Below are 18,752 nucleotides of genomic sequence, written 5' to 3'. Positions count from 1 at the left end.
GCTCCTATTCCTATAAAAAATTTAATACATTAGCTAAATACTTCCCAGTATAACTCCCCTTAACCTTCGCCACCTGCTCCGGACTACCTTGAGCAATAATCCTGCCCCCGCCATCACCGCCTTCCGGCCCCAAGTCCACAATCCAATCCGCGGTTTTAATCACGTCCAGATTATGCTCGATAATCACTATCGAGTTGCCTTTGCCTTTCAGACGGCCTATGACTTCCAGCAGCAGGGCGATGTCGGCGAAGTGCAGGCCGGTGGTGGGTTCGTCGAGGATGTAGAGCGTTCTGCCGGTGTCGCGTTTAGAAAGTTCCAAGGCGAGTTTGACGCGCTGGGCTTCGCCACCGGAGAGGGTGGTGGCGGACTGGCCGAGGCGGATGTAACCGAGGCCTACGTCCATCAGGGTTTGCAGTTTGCGCGATACGGTGGGGACGGCGTCGAAAAATTCGCGGGCTTCTTCGACGGTCATGTCGAGGACTTGGCTGATGTTTTTGCCTTTGTATTGGATTTCGAGCGTTTCGCGGTTGTAGCGTTTGCCGTGGCAGACTTCGCAGGGGACGTACACGTCGGGCAGGAAGTGCATTTCGACTTTGATGACGCCGTCGCCTTGACAGGCTTCGCAGCGGCCGCCTTTGACGTTGAAGGAGAATCTGCCGACGTTGTAGCCGCGTTCGCGTGAGAGGGGGACGCCGGCGAAGAGTTCGCGGATGGGGGTGAACAGGCCGGTGTAGGTGGCGGGGTTGGAACGCGGGGTGCGGCCGATGGGGGATTGGTCGACGTTGATGACTTTGTCGAGGTGTTCGAGGCCACGGATGTCGTCGTATGGGGCGGGTTCTTCTTGGGCGCGGTTGAGTTCTCGGGCGGTGATTTTGGCGAGGGTGTCGTTAATCAGGGTGGATTTGCCGCTGCCGGATACGCCGGTGATGCAGGTAATCAAACCGAGCGGCAGTTCGAGGGTTACGTTTTTGAGGTTGTTGCCGCGCGCGCCTTTGAGGACGAGCATTCGCTCGGGATTGACGGGCGTGCGTTCAGACGGCACGGCAATGGATTTTTTGCCACTAAGGTATTGTCCGGTAACGGAGTTTTCGCATTTGGCGACGTTTTCGGGTGTATCGGCAATCAGTACGTTGCCGCCGTGTTCGCCCGCGCCCGGGCCCATATCGACGACGAAATCGGCTTCGCGGATGGCATCTTCGTCGTGTTCGACCACAATCACGCTGTTGCCCAAATCGCGCAGGCGTTTGAGGGTGGCGAGCAAGCGGTCGTTGTCGCGCTGGTGCAGGCCGATGGAGGGTTCGTCCAAAACGTACATCACGCCGGTCAGGCCGCTGCCGATTTGGCTGGCGAGGCGGATGCGTTGGGCTTCGCCGCCGGAAAGGGTTTCGGCGGAACGGCTTAGATTCAGGTAATCCAGCCCGACGTTAATCAGGAAGCCGAGCCGCTCGGTGATTTCTTTGAGGATTTTTTCGGCGATTTGTTTTTTGTTACCGTCCAAATCCAGCGTTTCAAAGAATTGGTGGGTTTTGGTCAGCGGCCAGGCGGAAACTTCGTGCAACGGTTCGCCGCTGACGTAAACGTAGCGAGCTTCTTTGCGCAAACGTGCGCCGCCGCAGCTCGGGCAGGCGCGGTGGTTTTGGTATTCGCGCAGTTTTTCGCGCACGGTTTCGCTGTCGGTTTCGCGGTAGCGGCGTTCGAGATTGGGAATGATGCCTTCAAAGGCGTGGCTGCGGTTGAAGGTGGTACCGCGTTCGGATAGGTAAGTGAAATCAATGACTTCTTTGCCTGAGCCGTGCAACACGACTTTTTTCACTTTTTCAGGTAGCGTTTCCCAAGCAGCCTGCACGTCGAAACCGTAATGCCGCGCCAACGACTGAATCATTTGGAAATAGAATTGGTTGCGCTTGTCCCAGCCGTCAATCGCGCCGGTTGCCAACGACAATTCGGGATGGGCGACCACTTTTTCGGGGTCGAAGAAATTGGTGTTGCCCAAGCCGTCGCAAGTCGGGCAGGAACCCATCGGGTTGTTGAAGGAAAACAGGCGCGGCTCCAATTCGGGCAGGCTGTACGAACACACGGGGCAGGCGAAACGCGCGGAAAACCAATGTTCTTCGCCGCTGTCCATTTCCATCGCCAGTGCGCGCTCGTTGCCGTGGCGCAGCGCGGTTTCAAAACTTTCCGCCAGCCGTTGTTTAATGTCGGCTTTTACTTTCACGCGGTCGATGACCACGTCGATATTGTGTTTGATGTTTTTTTCCAGCTTCGGCACTTCGTCAAGCTGATAGACCTCGCCGTCCACGCGCACCCGTGCAAACCCCTGCGCCTGCAAGTCGGCAAAGAAATCGACAAACTCGCCCTTACGCTCGCGCACCGCCGGCGCCAGAATCATCACGCGCGTGTCTTCCGGCAGCTTCAAGACGGCATCGACCATCTGCGACACGGTCTGGCTCGACAGCGGCAAATTGTGTTCGGGGCAATACGGCGTGCCGACGCGGGCGTACAAAAGGCGCAGGTAATCGTGGATTTCCGTTACCGTGCCGACGGTGGAACGCGGGTTGTGGCTGGTGGATTTCTGTTCGATGGAAATCGCGGGCGACAGGCCTTCGATCAAATCGACATCGGGTTTGTCCATCATCTGCAAAAACTGCCGCGCATAGGCGGACAGGCTCTCGACATAACGCCGCTGCCCTTCGGCATACAGCGTGTCAAACGCCAGCGACGACTTGCCGCTGCCCGACAGCCCCGTTACCACTACCAGCTTGTGGCGCGGAATGTCCAAATCGACGTTTTTCAAATTATGCGTGCGCGCGCCGCGGATGCGGATGGTGTCGTTGTCGTGTGAATGTTTGGGATGATGGTTGCACATGGTGTCGGGCCGTCTGAAAAATAAAATAAACGGCTATTGTAGCACTTTTCAAATGACAGACTGGATAGATAAAGCATTTGATATAAAAGAAACAAAGAGGCCGTCTGAAAATATGTTTTCAGACGGCCTTGATATAGATGGATCAGCTTATCAGTCGATTGTGCGGAGAATTTCGCGCAAGGCTTTTTGCCAGTCGGACGGTTTGATACCAAACTTGGTCTCTAGGCGTGAGCAATCCATAATGCTGTATGCCGGACGCGGAGCGGGCAGGGGGTATTGTTCGGTGGTGATTGCGTGCAGTTCCGGAATGCGGAAGCTGTCGTCTAATTGGTGGGCCGTCTGAAAGATGGCTTTGGTAAATTCGTACCATGTTGCTGATTTATTGCCACAGTAATGGAAGATACCGCGTGGGGAGGTGGGTTGTTGCAATAAACTGATGATGGCATGAGCCAAGTCGCCTGCATAAGTCGGGCAGCCGGTTTGGTCATGAACGATGGAGAGGGAGTCACGCTCTTTAGCAAGGCGCAACATGGTTTTGACGAAATTGCTGCCGTATTCGCTAAACAGCCATGAAGTACGGACGATTGTACTTTCCGGATGCGCGGCTAAAGCCAAAAGCTCGCCTGCAACTTTGGATTGACCGTAAGTGCTGCGCGGATTGGTGTAGTCGGTTTCGCGGTAAGGGCGTTTGCCTTCGCCGTCGAATACATAATCAGTGGAAATATGAATAAAGCGCGCGTGTGCGGCGCGGGCGGCTGCGGCCAGGTTGTGAACAGCGGTTGCGTTGACGGCAAAAGCAGTCTCTGCGTTTTCTTCTGCTTTATCGACGGCAGTGTAAGCCGCGGCATTAACGATGGCATCTGGTTGGAAGTTTTTGATCATGTGATGCACGGCTTCGGTATCGGTAATGTCCAGCGAAGTAGAGTCGGTAGCAATCAGTTCCCAATCTTCGGGCAGGCGGTCGCGCAGACAGCGGGCAAGCTGGCCTTTGGCTCCGGTCAATAAAGTACGCATGGTTGAGTATCTCCTCTGATAGCTGTTAAATAGGTATTCGTATCATTATAGTGTAAATACGACAAATTCACATTATTGACGTAGAACAAAATGCGGATGCGGCTGTATTTGGGCAAATTATCGATATCATCTATCCACAATAATAACCACTTATTGGTATTATGTTTGCTTACTATAACTATAGTTAAAGTTCAGCTTTCAACAAGATAGATAAAGGATCTATGCTGTTTGAGAGAGTGTGAATCAATGTTGATGTTTTTATTGTTGCTAGGATAATGGAATTTAAAAACAGGCAAAACTCCGTCCTTTTGTCGGAAAATTCTACCGTTTGATATTTTTCAGTAAATATCTTGAAAAATATAACTAAAATAATATTTGAGCAAGGGCGGATTTGCTTGTTCCTCTAGCTCGATATCTTTATTAACCATTTTGGGAGTAATTATTATGGCAAGATCTTACAGCGGGCATCATGGATCCCAGGCTGGTACGACTTACTGGACCCCAGGTAAGCCTTACTGCTATTCTGTTTCAGGGCAGAAGTTCGACCCAGCTCACTTTTGCGGTTCATCAAAATCTTCTGGTTCTACCGGCAGCACCGCTAGAACCGGCAGCGTGCCGCCAGTAGTTCATGTGGTACCTGGTTCACCTTACCACCCTTGGCACACCAAACCACAACCAAAACTTCGGCGTATACCACGTCCACTAAACCCTGAGCCACACCCACAACCGCAACCGCAACCACAAAAACCTCATCGTAGACCACCTCAACCAAAACCTGAGCCACACCCACAACCGCAACCGCAACCAAAACCTCAGCCTCAGCCTCAGCCTAAGCCACAACCAAAACCTGAGCCTAAGCCAGACTGCAAAGGCTGTGTTGACGACCATAACCAAGACAACTCATACGGTCACGAAGACAAAAACCCAGGTAATATCATCCGACCCAACGTTATCCGCGGTACTGATGCTAAAGATACCATTTATGGTACTGCTGGCGAAGACATCATCTACGGTGGCAACGGCGCAGACGTAATCTACGCCGGTGCAGGTAATGACACCATTTACGGTGATGCCGACGGTGACTCTCTGTACGGTGAAGAAGGTAAAGACTACCTGCAAGGTGGTGACGGTAACGACTACCTGAACGGTGGTTCCGGTGCTGACATCATGCGCGGTGGCGACGGTAACGACGTTTATTTCGTTGACGATGCCGACGACCAAGTTATCGAGTACGGTAATCTGAACGGCGGTATCGATACTGTTCGTACCGTTATCGACTACACCTTGACCGATAACGTTGAAAACCTGTTTTTGCAAGGTATGCAAAACCTGAACGGTACCGGTAACTCTTTGAACAACAACATCGAAGGTAACGGCGGCAACAACCATCTGTACGGTTTGGCCGGCGATGACTGCCTGGTTGGTAAAGACGGTAACGACTACCTCGACGGCGGTGTCGGCAACGACATCCTGATCGGCGGTACCGGTAACGACACTTACTTCTTCGACAAAGGTTACGGTCACGACACTATCCGTGAGGAAAGCGGTAATGACACCCTGTTGTTCGGTAAAGGCATTGCAGCTTCCGACGTATTGCTGAGCAAATCAGGTGCCAACCTGACTGTTTCTGTCGGTTCTGACAGCATCACCATCGACGACTGGTTCACCGGTAACAATCACAAAGTTGAAAACTTCAAATTTGCTGACGGTAGCACTTACCAAGTAACCGGCCACGGTGACTACTACTCTTTGTCTGCTGTGAACCACATCCAAGAACAGACTCAAGTTTCTGGATGGTGATTTTCAGGGTTCTTCTCTGAAATCAACGGTTAAGGCCGTCTGAAACCAAAATATAAGGTTTCAGACGGCCTTTATTTTGTAAACAATCTGACGAAAAATTCCAAATTGGGCTAAAATATCGCATTCTTCTGTCTATCTAAGAGATACCCGAAATGTCTGAAATCAGCTTGAAAAAAATCTACTCCGGCAAAGTACGCGATTTGTACGAAATTGACGATAAACGTATGTTGATGGTTGCTTCCGACCGACTGTCTGCATTCGATGTGATTTTGGATGACCCGATTCCGGGTAAAGGGGAGATTCTGACGCAGATTTCCAATTTTTGGTTTAAAAAACTGGCTCATATTATGCCTAACCACTTTACCGGCCATACCGTTTACGATGTTTTGCCTGAAAACGAAGCCAAAGTTTTAGAAAAACGCGCCGTCGTGGCTAAAAAACTCACTCCGGTGAAGGTGGAGGCCATTGTGCGCGGTTATCTGGCAGGCAGCGGTTGGAAAGATTATCAAAAGACAGGCTCTGTCTGCGGTATTCAACTGCCTGAAGGTATGCAGGAAGCGCAACAACTGCCTGAAGTGATTTTTACGCCATCGACCAAAGCTGAGGTTGGCGATCATGATGAAAACATCAGCTTTGAAGAATGCGAACGCATTATCGGAAAAGAATTGGCGGCGGAAGTACGCGCCAAAGCGATTCAGCTTTATACAGAAGCGGCCGAATATGCCAAATCTCGCGGTATTATTATTTGCGATACCAAGTTTGAATTTGGTTTGGATGAAGAAGGTACGCTGACTTTGATGGACGAAGTGTTGACGCCTGACTCCAGCCGTTTTTGGCCTGCCGACCAATATAAAGTCGGCACCAATCCGCCGTCTTTTGACAAACAATTTGTCCGCGACTGGTTGGAGCAAAGCGGTTGGAACAAAAAAGCGCCGGCGCCTAAAGTGCCTGCCGATGTGATTCAAAAAACAGTCGAAAAATATCAGGAAGCATTGACTTTACTGACTCAGGATTAATTTTTAAGTTTGAAGGCCGTCTGAAAGAGATATGTTTCAGACGACCTTTTTATTGTATCAATACTGGATTTTAAGGATGGTTGCCTTTATAATCGAGAGTTGTTTTCAGTGCCTTAAAGGCCGTCTGAAAGCTTGTTTATAACCTGCCGCACGGTCTGAAACCCTAACTATGCACATTCGGATTTTAGTGTGCATTATTAGTGTTTTAGCAGTGCGGTATTTTGAAAGGAACAATAATGTTCAATAAACACGTTAAGACCTTCCAATACGGTAATCAAACCGTTACTTTGGAAACCGGCGAAATTGCTCGCCAAGCCGCTGCTGCCGTTAAAGTATCCATGGGCGACACCGTTGTTTTGGTTGCCGTTACTACCAACAAAGAAGTGAAAGAAGGCCAAGACTTCTTCCCTCTGACTGTCGATTACCTCGAGCGTACTTACGCAGCAGGTAAAATCCCCGGCGGTTTCTTCAAACGCGAAGGCAAACAAAGCGAAAAAGAAATCCTGACCAGCCGTCTGATCGACCGTCCGATTCGTCCTTTATTCCCCGAAGGTTTCTACCACGACATCCAAATCGTAGCGATGGTCGTGTCTGTTGACCCTGAAATCGATTCTGACATTCCTGCAATGTTGGGTGCATCTGCCGCGCTGGTGTTGAGCGGCGTACCGTTTGCCGGTCCGATTGGTGCGGCACGCGTGGGTTATGTAAACGGCGTGTACGTTTTGAACCCGACTAAAGCCGAATTGGCTAAATCACAATTAGACTTGGTTGTTGCCGGTACTTCTAAAGCCGTGTTGATGGTGGAATCCGAAGCCGACATCTTGTCTGAAGAAGTGATGCTGGGTGCGGTTGTTTACGGTCACGATCAAATGCAAGTGGCCATCAACGCCATCAATGAGTTTGCCGATGAAGTCAACCCGGAAGTTTGGGATTGGAAAGCACCTGAAACCAATGAAGAATTGGTTGCAAAAGTACGAGAAATTGCCGGTGAAACCATTAAAGAAGCGTTCAAAATCCGTCAAAAACAAGCGCGTTCTGCCAAATTGGACGAAGCTTGGAATGTTGTAAAAGAAGCGTTGATTACCGAAGAAACCGACACTTTGGCAGCCAACGAAATCAAAGGCATTTTCAAACACTTGGAAGCCGATGTTGTCCGCAGCCAAATTTTGGACGGCCAACCGCGTATTGACGGTCGCGACACCCGCACCGTCCGTCCGTTGAACATTCAAACCGGCGTATTGCCGCGCACTCACGGTTCTGCACTGTTTACCCGTGGCGAAACCCAAGCTTTGGCGGTTGCAACTTTGGGTACTTCACGCGACGAGCAAATCATTGATGCGCTCTCCGGAGAATACACCGACCGTTTCATGCTGCACTACAACTTCCCGCCATACTCTACCGGCGAAGTGGGTCGCGTCGGCGCGCCGAAACGTCGTGAAATCGGTCACGGCCGTTTGGCTAAACGTGCATTGTTGGCCGTATTGCCAGAACCTGAAGATTTCAGCTACACCATGCGCGTGGTTTCTGAAATTACCGAATCCAACGGCTCTTCCTCTATGGCTTCCGTCTGCGGTGGCTGCTTGAGCCTGCTGTCTGCCGGTGTGCCTTTGAAAGCACACGTTGCCGGTATCGCCATGGGTCTGATTTTAGACAACAACAAATTTGCCGTATTGACCGACATCTTGGGTGATGAAGACCACTTGGGCGACATGGACTTTAAAGTTGCCGGTACGACCGAAGGCGTGACCGCGTTGCAAATGGATATCAAAATCCAAGGCATTACCAAAGAAATCATGCAAATCGCTTTGGCTCAAGCCAAAGAAGCACGTTTGCACATCTTGGATCAGATGAAAGCCGCTGTTGCAGGCCCGCAAGAGCTGTCTGCACACGCGCCACGCTTGTTCACCATGAAAATCAACCAAGACAAAATCCGTGATGTGATTGGTAAAGGTGGTGAAACCATTCGTTCGATTACCGCTGAAACCGGTACTGAAATCAATATCGCTGAAGACGGTACCATCACAATCGCTGCGACTACTCAAGAAGCAGGCGATGCGGCGAAAAAACGCATTGAAGAAATCACTGCCGAAGTGGAAGTGGGCAAAGTGTACGAAGGTACTGTGGTTAAAATCCTCGACAACAACGTTGGCGCGATTGTCAGCGTGATGCCGGGTAAAGACGGTTTGGTACACATCAGCCAAATCGCCCACGAGCGCGTACGCAATGTCAGCGACTACCTGCAAGTAGGTCAGGTCGTAAATGTAAAAGCATTGGAAGTAGACGATCGCGGCCGCGTGCGCCTGTCTATCAAAGCTTTGCTGGAAGCACCTGCACGCGAAGAGAAAGCCGCCGAATAATCTGATTATTCAAGCTTAAAACAAAAGGCCGTCTGAAAATTTCAGACGGCCCTTTGTTTATTTAAAAGATGAGTTTAAAAAACGGGTTTCGCCTTTACTTTGATTGAATGGATTACTACAATGCTTGCAATCTAATAAATATATTAATCTCTCAAGGAGTATGCAATGAATGCTACGCAATTAATCAGTCGGCTGACGCAAACCGTCGGCGAGAAATACATCATCACAGACCCGGCAAAAACCGAACAATACCGTCAAGGCTACCGTTTTGGCGAAGGCAAGGCTTTGGCAGTTGTCCGTCCGGGTACGGTGTTGGAAATGTGGCAAATTTTGCAGGCGTGTGTTGAGGCTGATGTTATCGTGATTACGCAGGCTGCCAATACCGGTTTGACCGGTGGCTCGACTCCTGACGGCAATGATTACGACCGCGATATCGTGATTGTGAATACCATGCGTCTGAACATCATTCAGCCGATTAACAATAACGAACAAGTTGTCTGTCTACCCGGTTCTACCCTGAATCAATTGGAGCTGCTGCTGAAACCTTTAGGCCGTGAGCCGCACTCTGTAATCGGCTCGTCCTGTATCGGCGCATCTGTATTGGGTGGCGTATGTAATAACTCGGGCGGCGCACTGGTACAGCGTGGCCCGGCTTATACTGAAATGGCTCTGTTTGCACAAATCAACGAAGAGGGCAAACTGGAGCTGGTCAACCATTTGGGCATTGATTTGGGCGAAACTCCTGAAGAAATTTTGACCAACTTGCAAGGTTTCCATTATCAGCGAAAAGACATTACGCAAGATGCCGGCAAGGGTCATGACCATGCTTATTGCGATCATGTCCGCCAAGTGAATGAACCGACTGCCGCCCGTTTTAATGCCGACCCTGCGCGTCACTACGAAGCATCAGGTTGCGCGGGCAAGCTGATGGTGTTTGCCGTACGCTTGGATACGTTCCCACAAGAAAAACAGACTGCCGTTTTCTATATCGGCACCAATGATATTAATGAGCTGACCGATATTCGTCGTGCTGCTTTGAGTGAGTTTAAAAACCTGCCTATTTCCGGTGAGTATATCCATCGTCATGCTTTTGATATTGCTGCCGTTTATGGTAAAGATACTTTTTATATCATTAAGACGTTCGGTACCCACCAACTTCCGAAACTGTTTGATCTGAAAGCCCGTGTGGATAGATTCAGCAAAAAGATAAGTTTCTTACCAAAACACTTCTCTGATAAATTCATGCAACTGATCAGTAAAATTTTGCCCGATCACTTGCCGAAGTCTATGCGCAACTATCGGGATAAATATGAACATCACCTGATTTTAAAAATGGGTGGCGAGGGCGTAGAAGAAGCGCGTGCTTTCTTGAAAGAATATTTTGCAACCCATGGCGGCGCATTCTTCGAATGTAATGCCGAAGAAACGCAGGCGGCCATGCTGCATCGCTTTGCTGTGGCTTCTGCCGCGATCCGTTACCGTTCTGTACATGATGATGAAGTAGAGGATTTGGTTGCACTCGATATCGCCTTGCGCCGTGATGATCGTGATTGGTTTGAAACACTGCCGCCTGAAATTGACAATAAAATCATCCATAAATTGTATTACGGACATTTTATGTGTCATGTGTTCCATCAGGACTACATCATTAAAAAAGGCAACGACTGTATGGCTTTGGAACATGAAATGCTCCATCTGCTTGACCAACGCGGTGCGCAATATCCTGCCGAGCATAATGTCGGTCATCTGTATGAAGCCAAGCCCGAGCTGAAACAGTTCTATAAAAAACTTGACCCGACCAACAGCTTCAACCCCGGTATCGGTAAAACCAGTAAGAAGAAAAACTGGGCAGAATAAAGCATAGTCAAAATAAAGGCCGTCTGAACTTTTCAGACGGCCTTTTTATATGCTTGCTTATCAGAACAGGTTGCTGATGAAAATCAGCAGAATCACCAACGGTACGAGGTATTTCACATAGGCAAACCAGATATTGACAGTGGTCTGGTTGCCTTTGTAGAGCAATTCGTCCTTCGCTTCATCTTTCATCACGAAGCCGACAAACAAGGCAGAGCCGAGCGCGGTCAGCATAAACAGGATGTTGCCGCTGATATAGTCAAAGGCATCAAAAATGTTTTTACCAAACACGGAAATGTCTTTCCATGGACCGTAGCTTAAGATGGAAGGGATATTGCCGAAGATAAAAATACCTGCCAGTACGATGGTAATCGCGGCTGCGCGGCGGATTTTGGTTTTCTCCTGAATGGTCGTAATCAACACTTCATAAATGGTCAGAGAAGTGGTCAGCGCGGCAATCAGAAGCAGGGAAAAGAAAATCACTGCAAACACGGGACCAGCCCACATATTGGAGAACACGATCGGCAGGCTTTGGAACACCAGCGTCGGACCGGAGTTAGGGGCAACGCCAAAGCTGAAGAGGGAAGGGAAAATCATGAAGCCCGCCAACACGGCAATCAAAGTGTTGGTAATCGCGGTAATTACGGCCGTCTGAACCAGATCTTCGTTTTTATCCAGATAGCTGGATAACGTAATCATCACACCGAAACCCAAGCTCAAGGCGAAGAATACTTGGCCCAAAACGAAGACGAACAGTTCGGCTGTAATTTTGCTGAAGTCAGGTTTCAGATAGAAGGTAATGCCTTCCATGGCGCCCGGCAGGGTAACATTGCGCACGACCATCGCAATCAGGAATAAAAACAGCAAAGGCATCAGGTATTTTGCCGCTTTTTCAATACCGCCGATCACGCCTTTAACCAAGATCCATTGGTTCACAACCACAAATAGGAAGGTGTAGAAAGCAATTTCCCAAGGGCTGTTTTCGATGTGTTCGGTAAAGAAGCTTTTGGTGACTTCGCCGGAAACCGGACTGGAAATGTCCAAATTACCGCCGATGATATTGATGATGTAGCTGATCACCCAGCCGCCGAGCACCATGTAATAGGCCATGATGCCGAATGCGCCGAGCAGGCCCATCCAACCGACCAATTTCCAAACTTTGGCAACGGGTTTGCCATTCATTGTGCCGCCAAACGCATCCAGCGCGTTCACGCCTTTACGGCGGCCGATGACGTTTTCCACCAAAATCATCGGAATACCGATGACCAGCATGGCAATACAGAACAGAAACACATACGCGCCGCCGCCGTTTTCACCGACCAAATACGGGAAACGCCATGTTGCGCCAAAGCCGACAGTCGCGCCGGCAACGGTAAGGATGTAAGTCAAACGGTTGGACCAGGTTTGACGGGGTTGATTGGAAGACATAAATACTCAGATGTATAAAAACAAAGACAACATTTTACCGCAAAGATTTAACGAATCTTGACTAAAGTCTAAAAAGAAAATTAGTTAAAAAAACCATGTAGTAAAGAATTTTTAGTGGATTTATCTGGTTTGATTGGTATTAAAACCTGCAAACAGAGAATTTGGCTGAAGCGATATGAATGATTGAAAGAGCCGTAACGATAAAGGCCGTCTGAAAAGTAGGATATGGGAAAAGGTTGTTGTGAGGATATTGGATAGCACCAAGGTGTGCTTTCAAGTATGTCGGCAACAAAGATGGTATTTATCTAAGGCTGTCTAATAACATCCTGTAACCTTAGCTTGGATAGTCGCTGATAGTTTTTCTTTCTATAAAACGATTTGTCTGAAATGGGAACGGCACAGATTGATGCGGAAGAGACGAGAAAGAGAAAAGGAGTAATGGCAAGTTAATGAGTGGAGACGGGGTTTAGCAATGATGGCTTCTTTAGATGAGATGGGCCGTCTGAAAGTACGCCCGCTTGGTTGCCAAATTTTAGATAAAAAAAACCATCTATACTAAGGGGAAAGTATAGATGGCCAAACACATTACGGGGAAAACGTCTTACTCACTTACTCACTTCTTTCGAAGCAAGCGTTACTCAGACAGGCGAATTATACAATAGTTCAGTCTTCACAGTGTTAAATTCTGTTAAATAAAAATAATAAGGTTTAGATTTTTGATTTTAAATAAATAAAAAATCCATATTGTTTAAAAATTTATCGAAAAAATTTGGAATTTTTTTAGATTTGGATAAATTTCCATTCTCCGGCGGCTAAATCATCGACATTCCAGTCGCCGAATTCCTCACGGTGGAGCTGCTCGACACGGTTGCCTGCGGCCGCAACCATGCGTTTGACCTGATGGTATTTACCCTCGGTAATAGTCATCATCAATGTGGTTGGGTCGGCCAATACTGCTTCGGCTGCGGCAACGGTTTCATTATCGTCATGCAGGAGGACGCCGTTTTTGAGTGTGGTGCAAAGGGTATCGTCGGCAGGATGTTTCAAAGTGACGCGGTAGAGCTTCGGAACTTTGTGTTTGGGCGAGGTAACGCGGTGGTTAAATTGCCCGTCGTTGGTAATCAGAATAATGCCGGTTGTGTCTGCATCCAAGCGGCCGACTGCCTGCATATCGATATTGCGCATGTGGTCGGGAAACAGGCTGAAGATGCTTGGATATTGCTGAGGTTTGTGCGAAGTCTCGTAATCTGCAGGCTTATGAAGCAGAATGTAGAAATAGGGCATGGGGACGGCGGCAATTTCTTCGCCGTCAACAGACAGGGTGTGCACTTGAGACGGGTCGATATCGTCTTTGGCACGATTATGAATTTCGCCGTTGATGGCAATGCAGTCATTGTCTATCAGCCATTGGCATTGCTTGCGGCTGCCGAGGCCTTGCGATTGGATGTATTTGAGCAGTTGCATGGTTGGTTGAAAAGTAGGAAATGTTCAGACGGCCTTTATTGTACTGGAAAACCGGTGTTTAGGCCGTCTGAAAAGTAGGGGCAAAAAAATCGCCCCTTTAAAATTTTAAGGGGCGCAAAAGGAACACAAACCACTACCAAAAACTGTTACAGGGCAAATTCTCCTATTTGATGTGTTGCCGGATAAAGTGCTTTCATCAAGTCATGCGGTGAAAGCGAGAAATCTTTGCTGTTTGTCGTCAGACGGCCTTGCTGCGGCGTCAGCTCAAGCAATCGAGCATTTGCCGACTGGATAAATTTGTTTTTCGTGCGCTGCATTTTTCTTTGCAGGGCGGAAACAACGCGGTTGTACAGACTGTCTTTTTGTTTGACTTCGCGTGTGCCGGCGACCCAGCTCAAGCGTGTATTGCCGTCTTCATCTTCAATCAGCAGGATGCCGGTTTCTGATTGGGGCGATTTGCCCATGCAGGGGAGCCAAACATAATATCGGCCATCTAAAGTAATGAATACTGCGTCATGTACTTCACATTCGTCGCAACACTTGGTAGCGATTAAAGAGCGGATGGCTTGTTGGTGCAGTCTCAGAATGTCAAGGGAGACTTGCTTAAAAATACTTTCGGGCATTTTCTTCTCCTTTCATTCTGTTGTACGGTTGTTTTGTCTCGATGGGTTGTATTATACGGCGATTTTTTAAATTTGCAAATGATAATTGTTCCTATTATTTAATTTATAAGTAAAGTATTAATTATTAAGGAAATTAAATTTTAAAAATTTTCTAGAAATTGGGTTTTATACTCAAAAATATCGTAATAGATGGTCATTGGATGAAAAAAGAATAAAGGCCGTCTGAAAAAATCCAGCTATAAAAGGGTATTTCAAAAGCAGCTAAAGTTTTGCTGACTATACATTTCAGACGGCCTTCAGTATGATTCAAGGCGTTTTGATAATTGCAGAAACCACCAACTATGAGCCAACGTCAGATTATCCTCGATACGGAGACCACGGGTCTTTATCCTGAAAACGGCGACCGTCTGGTCGAATTTGCCGGCTTGGAAATGATAAACCGCCAAATGACCGACTCCAACCTGCATTTATATGTCCACCCCGAGCGCGATATGCCGGAGGAGGCGGCGAAGGTGCATGGTTTGACGATTGAAGTATTGGAAGCGAAGAATGCACCGCCGTTTGCTCAAGTGGGTAAACAGATTGCCGACTTTATCCGTGGCGCAGAGCTGATTATCCATAATGCCAAGTTTGACGTCGGCTTCCTGAATATGGAATTCCGCCGCATGGGTTTGCCTTCTATTGAGGAACTCGGTTGCAAAGTGACCGATACGCTGGCCATGGCGCGTGAAATGTTTCCGGGGCAAAAGGCAAGCTTGGATGCGTTGTGTAACCGCTTTTCCGTTGACCGCAGCAAACGTGTCTTGCACGGCGCGTTAATCGACTGCGAGCTTTTGGGTGAAGTCTATCTTGCCATGACGCGTCAGCAGTTCGACCTGATGGGCGGCGAGGCGGAAGAAGAGGGCGAAGTCAAACAAACCGTTATTGCGGAAACCAAACGTACGTCGCAGTTGAAAGTCATCAAAGCCAACGCAGACGAGCTGGCTGCCCATGAGAAATATTTGGACGATTTGGGCGAAGCGTGTGTATGGCGAAAGGCCGAAACTTCTGATGAGGCCAATGCCGGAGCGTCAGCATGATGCGCCGCAATATTGCTTTGATTCCTGCTGCCGGTGTGGGAGCGCGATTTGGCGCAGGCAAACCCAAACAATATGTTGAAATCAATGGTAAAACCGTATTGCAACATACCATAGAAATTTTTGAGCAACACCCCCGCATAGATTTAATTGCCGTTATTCTTTCGCCGGAAGATTCGGTTTTTCAGACGGCCCTGTCTGAGAAAGTACGCATTTTTCGAGTAGGCGGCGCAAGTCGTGCCGAAACGGTACGCAATGGTGTGTCCGTTTTATTGGAGCAAGGTTTGGCCGAGGCACAAGACAATATTTTGGTTCATGATGCCGCGCGCTGTTGTCTGCCTGCTGAAGCGTTAACACGTTTGCTTGATGAGGCGGGTGAGAATGATGAAGGCGGTATTTTGGCCATACCGGTGGCCGATACGCTCAAGCGCTCAGACGGCAATCATCATATTGATGAAACCGTTGCGCGCGCAGGATTATGGCAGGCGCAAACGCCGCAGCTTTTTCAGACGGCCTTGTTACACCGTGCTTTATCGGTTGATGATTTAAGTGAGATTACGGATGAAGCATCAGCGATTGAAAAACTGGGTATCCGGCCGCGCTTGGTGCAGGGCGATACGCGCAATTTGAAATTGACGCTGCCGCAAGACGAATACATTGTCAGATTGTTGCTCAAGGCCGTCTGAACAATCAAAACCCATTATTTAAGGAAACAAACATGAATATCCGTGTCGGACAGGGCTACGATGTCCATCAGTTGGTCGAAGGTCGAGATTTGATACTCGGCGGCGTCAACATTCCGTTTGAAAAAGGCTTGCTGGGTCATTCAGATGCCGATGTGCTTTTGCATGCGATTACCGATGCCCTGTTGGGGGCAGCCGGTTTGGGCGATATCGGCAGTCATTTTCCTGATACCGCAGCCGAATTCAAAGATGCAGACAGCCGTGTGCTGTTGCGCAAGGCTTATCAAAGCGTGCAGGAGTTGGGTTGGAAGGTGGTTAATGTCGATACGACCGTGATTGCGCAAAAGCCAAAACTTGCGCCACACATTCCGGCAATGCGCGCCAATATTGCCGCAGATTTGGGTTTGCCTGAAAGCTGCGTGAACATCAAGGGTAAAACCAACGAAAAACTTGGCTATCTGGGACGTATGGAAGCCATTGAAGCGCAAGCGGCAGTATTGCTGATTAAGGCCTAAGAGCTTAAAATTACTTTATTATTCAAACTGAAAGACTGACAACATGGCAACTCAAGACGAACTCAAACGTATTGCCGCCGAAAAAGCGGTGGAATTTGTTCCTGAAAACGAATACATCGGTATCGGTACCGGCTCTACCATCAACTTCTTTATCGAAGCTTTGGGTAAAAGCGGTAAGAAAATCAAGGGTGCCGTGTCTACTTCTAAAAAATCCAGCGAGCTTTTGGCGAAATACGAGATTCCAGAAGTTTCACTGAATGAAGTGATGGGTTTGGCGGTTTATGTTGATGGCGCTGACGAAGTCAACCACGCGCTGCAAATGATTAAAGGCGGCGGCGGTGCGCATTTGAATGAAAAAATCGTGGCCAGCGCATCCGATAAATTTGTTTGTATCGCCGATGAAAGCAAATATGTTTCCCGTTTGGGTAAATTCCCATTGCCGGTAGAAGTGGTTGAAAATGCCCGTTCGCTGGTGTCGCGCAAACTGCTTGCCATGGGCGGGCAGCCTGAGTTGCGTGTCGGCTATACTACTTTCTATGGCAACCAAATCGTTGATGTTCACGGCCTCAATATCGACCAAGCCCTAAAAATGGAAGACGAAATCAATAAAATCACCGGCGTACTCGAAAACGGTATTTTTGCTCGCGATGCCGCCGATGTGTTGGTTTTGGGTACGGCAGAAGGCGCAAAAGTCATCCTGCCTTGTCAGGATTAATAAAGATTAATCAATCTTAAAGGCCGTCTGAAAGTGCATCAGGTCTTTCAGACGGCCTTTAATTTGGCAAAATATGCAAATCAGTAAAATTATAAAATGGTTGCCCGTTGTTTTATCCGTTTTAGGCGCACTTGGTTATAGTTCACGCGATACTGAGTTGATTCGTACTGGGGTAAGCATTGCTGCAACATTGGCGCAAGGCGACAATATCGGTTTGGAAAAGATCAATGAATGGCTGGGTGAAAATGTTGTCAAAGCCACATCTGACACCAAAACCGAAGCTAAACCCAAACCGGAACAAAAACAAAAGTCATCGCGACAATCCTACACATACAACGGAAAAATCACCAAAATCCATGATGGCGATACCATGCACATTATCGATAGCGACGGTAGGAAACACAAAATCCGCATGGCCTATATCGATGCGCCGGAAATCAACCAGGCTTATGGTACGCAATCACGAGACAATTTGATTGATGCTGCACTAAATAAAAAAGCCAAAGTCCGCGTGTTTGAAGCCGACCGCTACCAGCGCGAAGTTGCCCAAGTATCAGTCGGCACGATTGACTTGAATTTGATGCAGATACGGGATGGCGCCGCATGGCATTATGAAAGTTATGCCCAAAAACAACAAAGTAAAACTGCTTACTCCGACTATTCGGCCGCACAAAAACAAGCCAAGGAAAAGCGTAAAGGCTTGTGGAAAAAAGACAATCCGCAAGCACCTTGGCAATTTCGTCGTCAAAACTACGAGCAGCAGAACGGCAATAAAAAGCAGTCTGATAAACAATGGTTTGGGATTTGGTAAGTTTTAAGAAAGAGGCCGTCTGAAAACTTTCAGACGGCCTTTAATCATCAAGGTTTAGTATAAGATAAGAATGTGTGGCAGGTTTCTGATTAGAGGGTAAGAGAAATAAAAGTGTAATGTAATATTTTTAAGAAGGGCAGATATGAAAAAAGACACCGTTAGTTGGTGTCTTTAGTATCTGGCAGAGAGGAAGGGATTCGAACCCTCGATACGCTATTCACGTATACACGCTTTCCAGGCGTGCGACTTAAACCACTCATCCACCTCTCTGTGGACTATTATCCTGACTGGTTATTCAGAATAATATGAAAACCTGACTGATTGATTTATCAGTGGTGCCCAGGAGAAGACTCGAACTTCCACACCCGTGAGGATACTAGCACCTGAAGCTAGCGCGTCTACCAATTCCGCCACCTGGGCAATTTAAATTTTCTTAAGCAAAGAAGCACCAAATTATTTGGTGCCCAGGAGAAGACTCGAACTTCCACGCCCGTGAGGACACTAGCACCTGAAGCTAGCGCGTCTACCAA

General features: G+C 48.3%; 14 protein-coding genes and 3 tRNA genes (1 of these 17 running past the window's edge). 9 read left to right on the top strand and 8 right to left on the bottom strand.

Translation table 11 applies throughout. The features are described 5' to 3' along the window. Positions 1-10: 10 nt before the first annotated feature. Together uvrA and rfbD are read right to left on the bottom strand one after the other, a co-directional pair. On the bottom strand, positions 11-2,866 hold the full coding sequence (uvrA, locus tag HMPREF3052_RS04535) for an excinuclease ABC subunit UvrA (protein ID WP_070748787.1): 2,856 nt from the start codon (positions 2,864-2,866) through the stop codon (positions 11-13). A gap of 150 nt (positions 2,867-3,016) precedes the next feature. Beyond that, positions 3,017-3,880: a dTDP-4-dehydrorhamnose reductase gene (gene rfbD / locus HMPREF3052_RS04530; protein WP_070748785.1), complete on the bottom strand. Its 864-nt coding sequence runs from the start codon at positions 3,878-3,880 to the stop codon at positions 3,017-3,019. Between the two features lie 444 nt (positions 3,881-4,324). On the opposite strand from rfbD, the gene HMPREF3052_RS12040 reads away from it, so the two are divergent. The 4 genes from HMPREF3052_RS12040 (at position 4,325) to dld (ending at position 10,910) form a co-directional block, all read left to right on the top strand. Next, complete coding sequence (locus HMPREF3052_RS12040) at positions 4,325-5,680, top strand: calcium-binding protein (protein WP_283126953.1); 1,356 nt, start codon at positions 4,325-4,327, stop codon at positions 5,678-5,680. Positions 5,681-5,832: 152 nt separating this feature from the next. Then, a complete protein-coding gene (locus HMPREF3052_RS04520; protein WP_003683512.1) occupies positions 5,833-6,696 on the top strand; it encodes a phosphoribosylaminoimidazolesuccinocarboxamide synthase in 864 nt (287 codons plus the stop codon). Positions 6,697-6,932: 236 nt separating this feature from the next. Further along, positions 6,933-9,053, top strand: coding sequence for a polyribonucleotide nucleotidyltransferase (pnp, locus tag HMPREF3052_RS04515; RefSeq protein ID WP_070748783.1), 2,121 nt, complete (start codon positions 6,933-6,935; stop codon positions 9,051-9,053). Between the two features lie 165 nt (positions 9,054-9,218). Beyond that, positions 9,219-10,910 (top strand): D-lactate dehydrogenase, encoded by a 1,692-nt coding sequence (gene dld / locus HMPREF3052_RS04510; protein ID WP_070748781.1) that lies wholly within the window; start codon positions 9,219-9,221, stop codon positions 10,908-10,910. 60 nt (positions 10,911-10,970) lie between these two features. On the opposite strand, the gene HMPREF3052_RS04505 is transcribed toward dld, so the two are convergent. From HMPREF3052_RS04505 to HMPREF3052_RS04495, 3 genes are all read right to left on the bottom strand, one after another. Then, positions 10,971-12,335: a sodium-dependent transporter gene (locus HMPREF3052_RS04505; protein WP_070748779.1), complete on the bottom strand. Its 1,365-nt coding sequence runs from the start codon at positions 12,333-12,335 to the stop codon at positions 10,971-10,973. Positions 12,336-13,115: 780 nt separating this feature from the next. Further along, a complete protein-coding gene (locus tag HMPREF3052_RS04500; protein WP_070748777.1) occupies positions 13,116-13,799 on the bottom strand; it encodes a 16S rRNA pseudouridine(516) synthase in 684 nt (227 codons plus the stop codon). Between the two features lie 146 nt (positions 13,800-13,945). After that, on the bottom strand, positions 13,946-14,422 hold the full coding sequence (locus tag HMPREF3052_RS04495; RefSeq protein WP_003683363.1) for an NGO0322 family iron-responsive protein: 477 nt from the start codon (positions 14,420-14,422) through the stop codon (positions 13,946-13,948). A 341-nt stretch (positions 14,423-14,763) separates the two neighbouring features. Here HMPREF3052_RS04495 and dnaQ point away from each other — a divergent pair, with 341 nt between their 5' ends. The 5 genes from dnaQ to HMPREF3052_RS04470 all read left to right on the top strand — a co-directional run bounded on the left by dnaQ (position 14,764) and on the right by HMPREF3052_RS04470 (position 18,222). Beyond that, positions 14,764-15,501, top strand: coding sequence for a DNA polymerase III subunit epsilon (gene dnaQ, locus HMPREF3052_RS04490; RefSeq protein ID WP_070748775.1), 738 nt, complete (start codon positions 14,764-14,766; stop codon positions 15,499-15,501). Then, on the top strand, positions 15,498-16,184 hold the full coding sequence (ispD, locus tag HMPREF3052_RS04485; protein WP_070748773.1) for a 2-C-methyl-D-erythritol 4-phosphate cytidylyltransferase: 687 nt from the start codon (positions 15,498-15,500) through the stop codon (positions 16,182-16,184). Before dnaQ ends, ispD begins: the two co-directional genes overlap by 4 nt. Before the next feature lie 32 nt (positions 16,185-16,216). After that, complete coding sequence (gene ispF / locus HMPREF3052_RS04480; RefSeq protein ID WP_049352371.1) at positions 16,217-16,696, top strand: 2-C-methyl-D-erythritol 2,4-cyclodiphosphate synthase; 480 nt, start codon at positions 16,217-16,219, stop codon at positions 16,694-16,696. A gap of 43 nt (positions 16,697-16,739) precedes the next feature. Further along, entirely contained in the window at positions 16,740-17,411 is a 672-nt protein-coding gene (gene rpiA, locus HMPREF3052_RS04475; RefSeq protein WP_003679072.1) for a ribose-5-phosphate isomerase RpiA, read from the top strand. A gap of 73 nt (positions 17,412-17,484) precedes the next feature. Next, positions 17,485-18,222: a thermonuclease family protein gene (locus HMPREF3052_RS04470; RefSeq protein WP_070748771.1), complete on the top strand. Its 738-nt coding sequence runs from the start codon at positions 17,485-17,487 to the stop codon at positions 18,220-18,222. A gap of 179 nt (positions 18,223-18,401) precedes the next feature. Here HMPREF3052_RS04470 and HMPREF3052_RS04465 read toward each other — a convergent pair. The 3 genes from HMPREF3052_RS04465 to HMPREF3052_RS11900 all read right to left on the bottom strand — a co-directional run. Next, a tRNA-Ser gene (locus tag HMPREF3052_RS04465) sits at positions 18,402-18,492 on the bottom strand. Between the two features lie 63 nt (positions 18,493-18,555). Continuing rightward, positions 18,556-18,642: transfer RNA gene (locus HMPREF3052_RS04460), tRNA-Leu, on the bottom strand. Positions 18,643-18,680: 38 nt separating this feature from the next. Continuing rightward, a tRNA-Leu gene (locus HMPREF3052_RS11900) sits at positions 18,681-18,752 on the bottom strand; it runs 130 nt beyond the window's last position.

The organism is Neisseria sp. HMSC056A03, assembly GCF_001815685.1.
Classification (GTDB): domain Bacteria; phylum Pseudomonadota; class Gammaproteobacteria; order Burkholderiales; family Neisseriaceae; genus Neisseria; species Neisseria subflava.
This window is presented reverse-complemented; position numbering and strand designations above follow the sequence as displayed.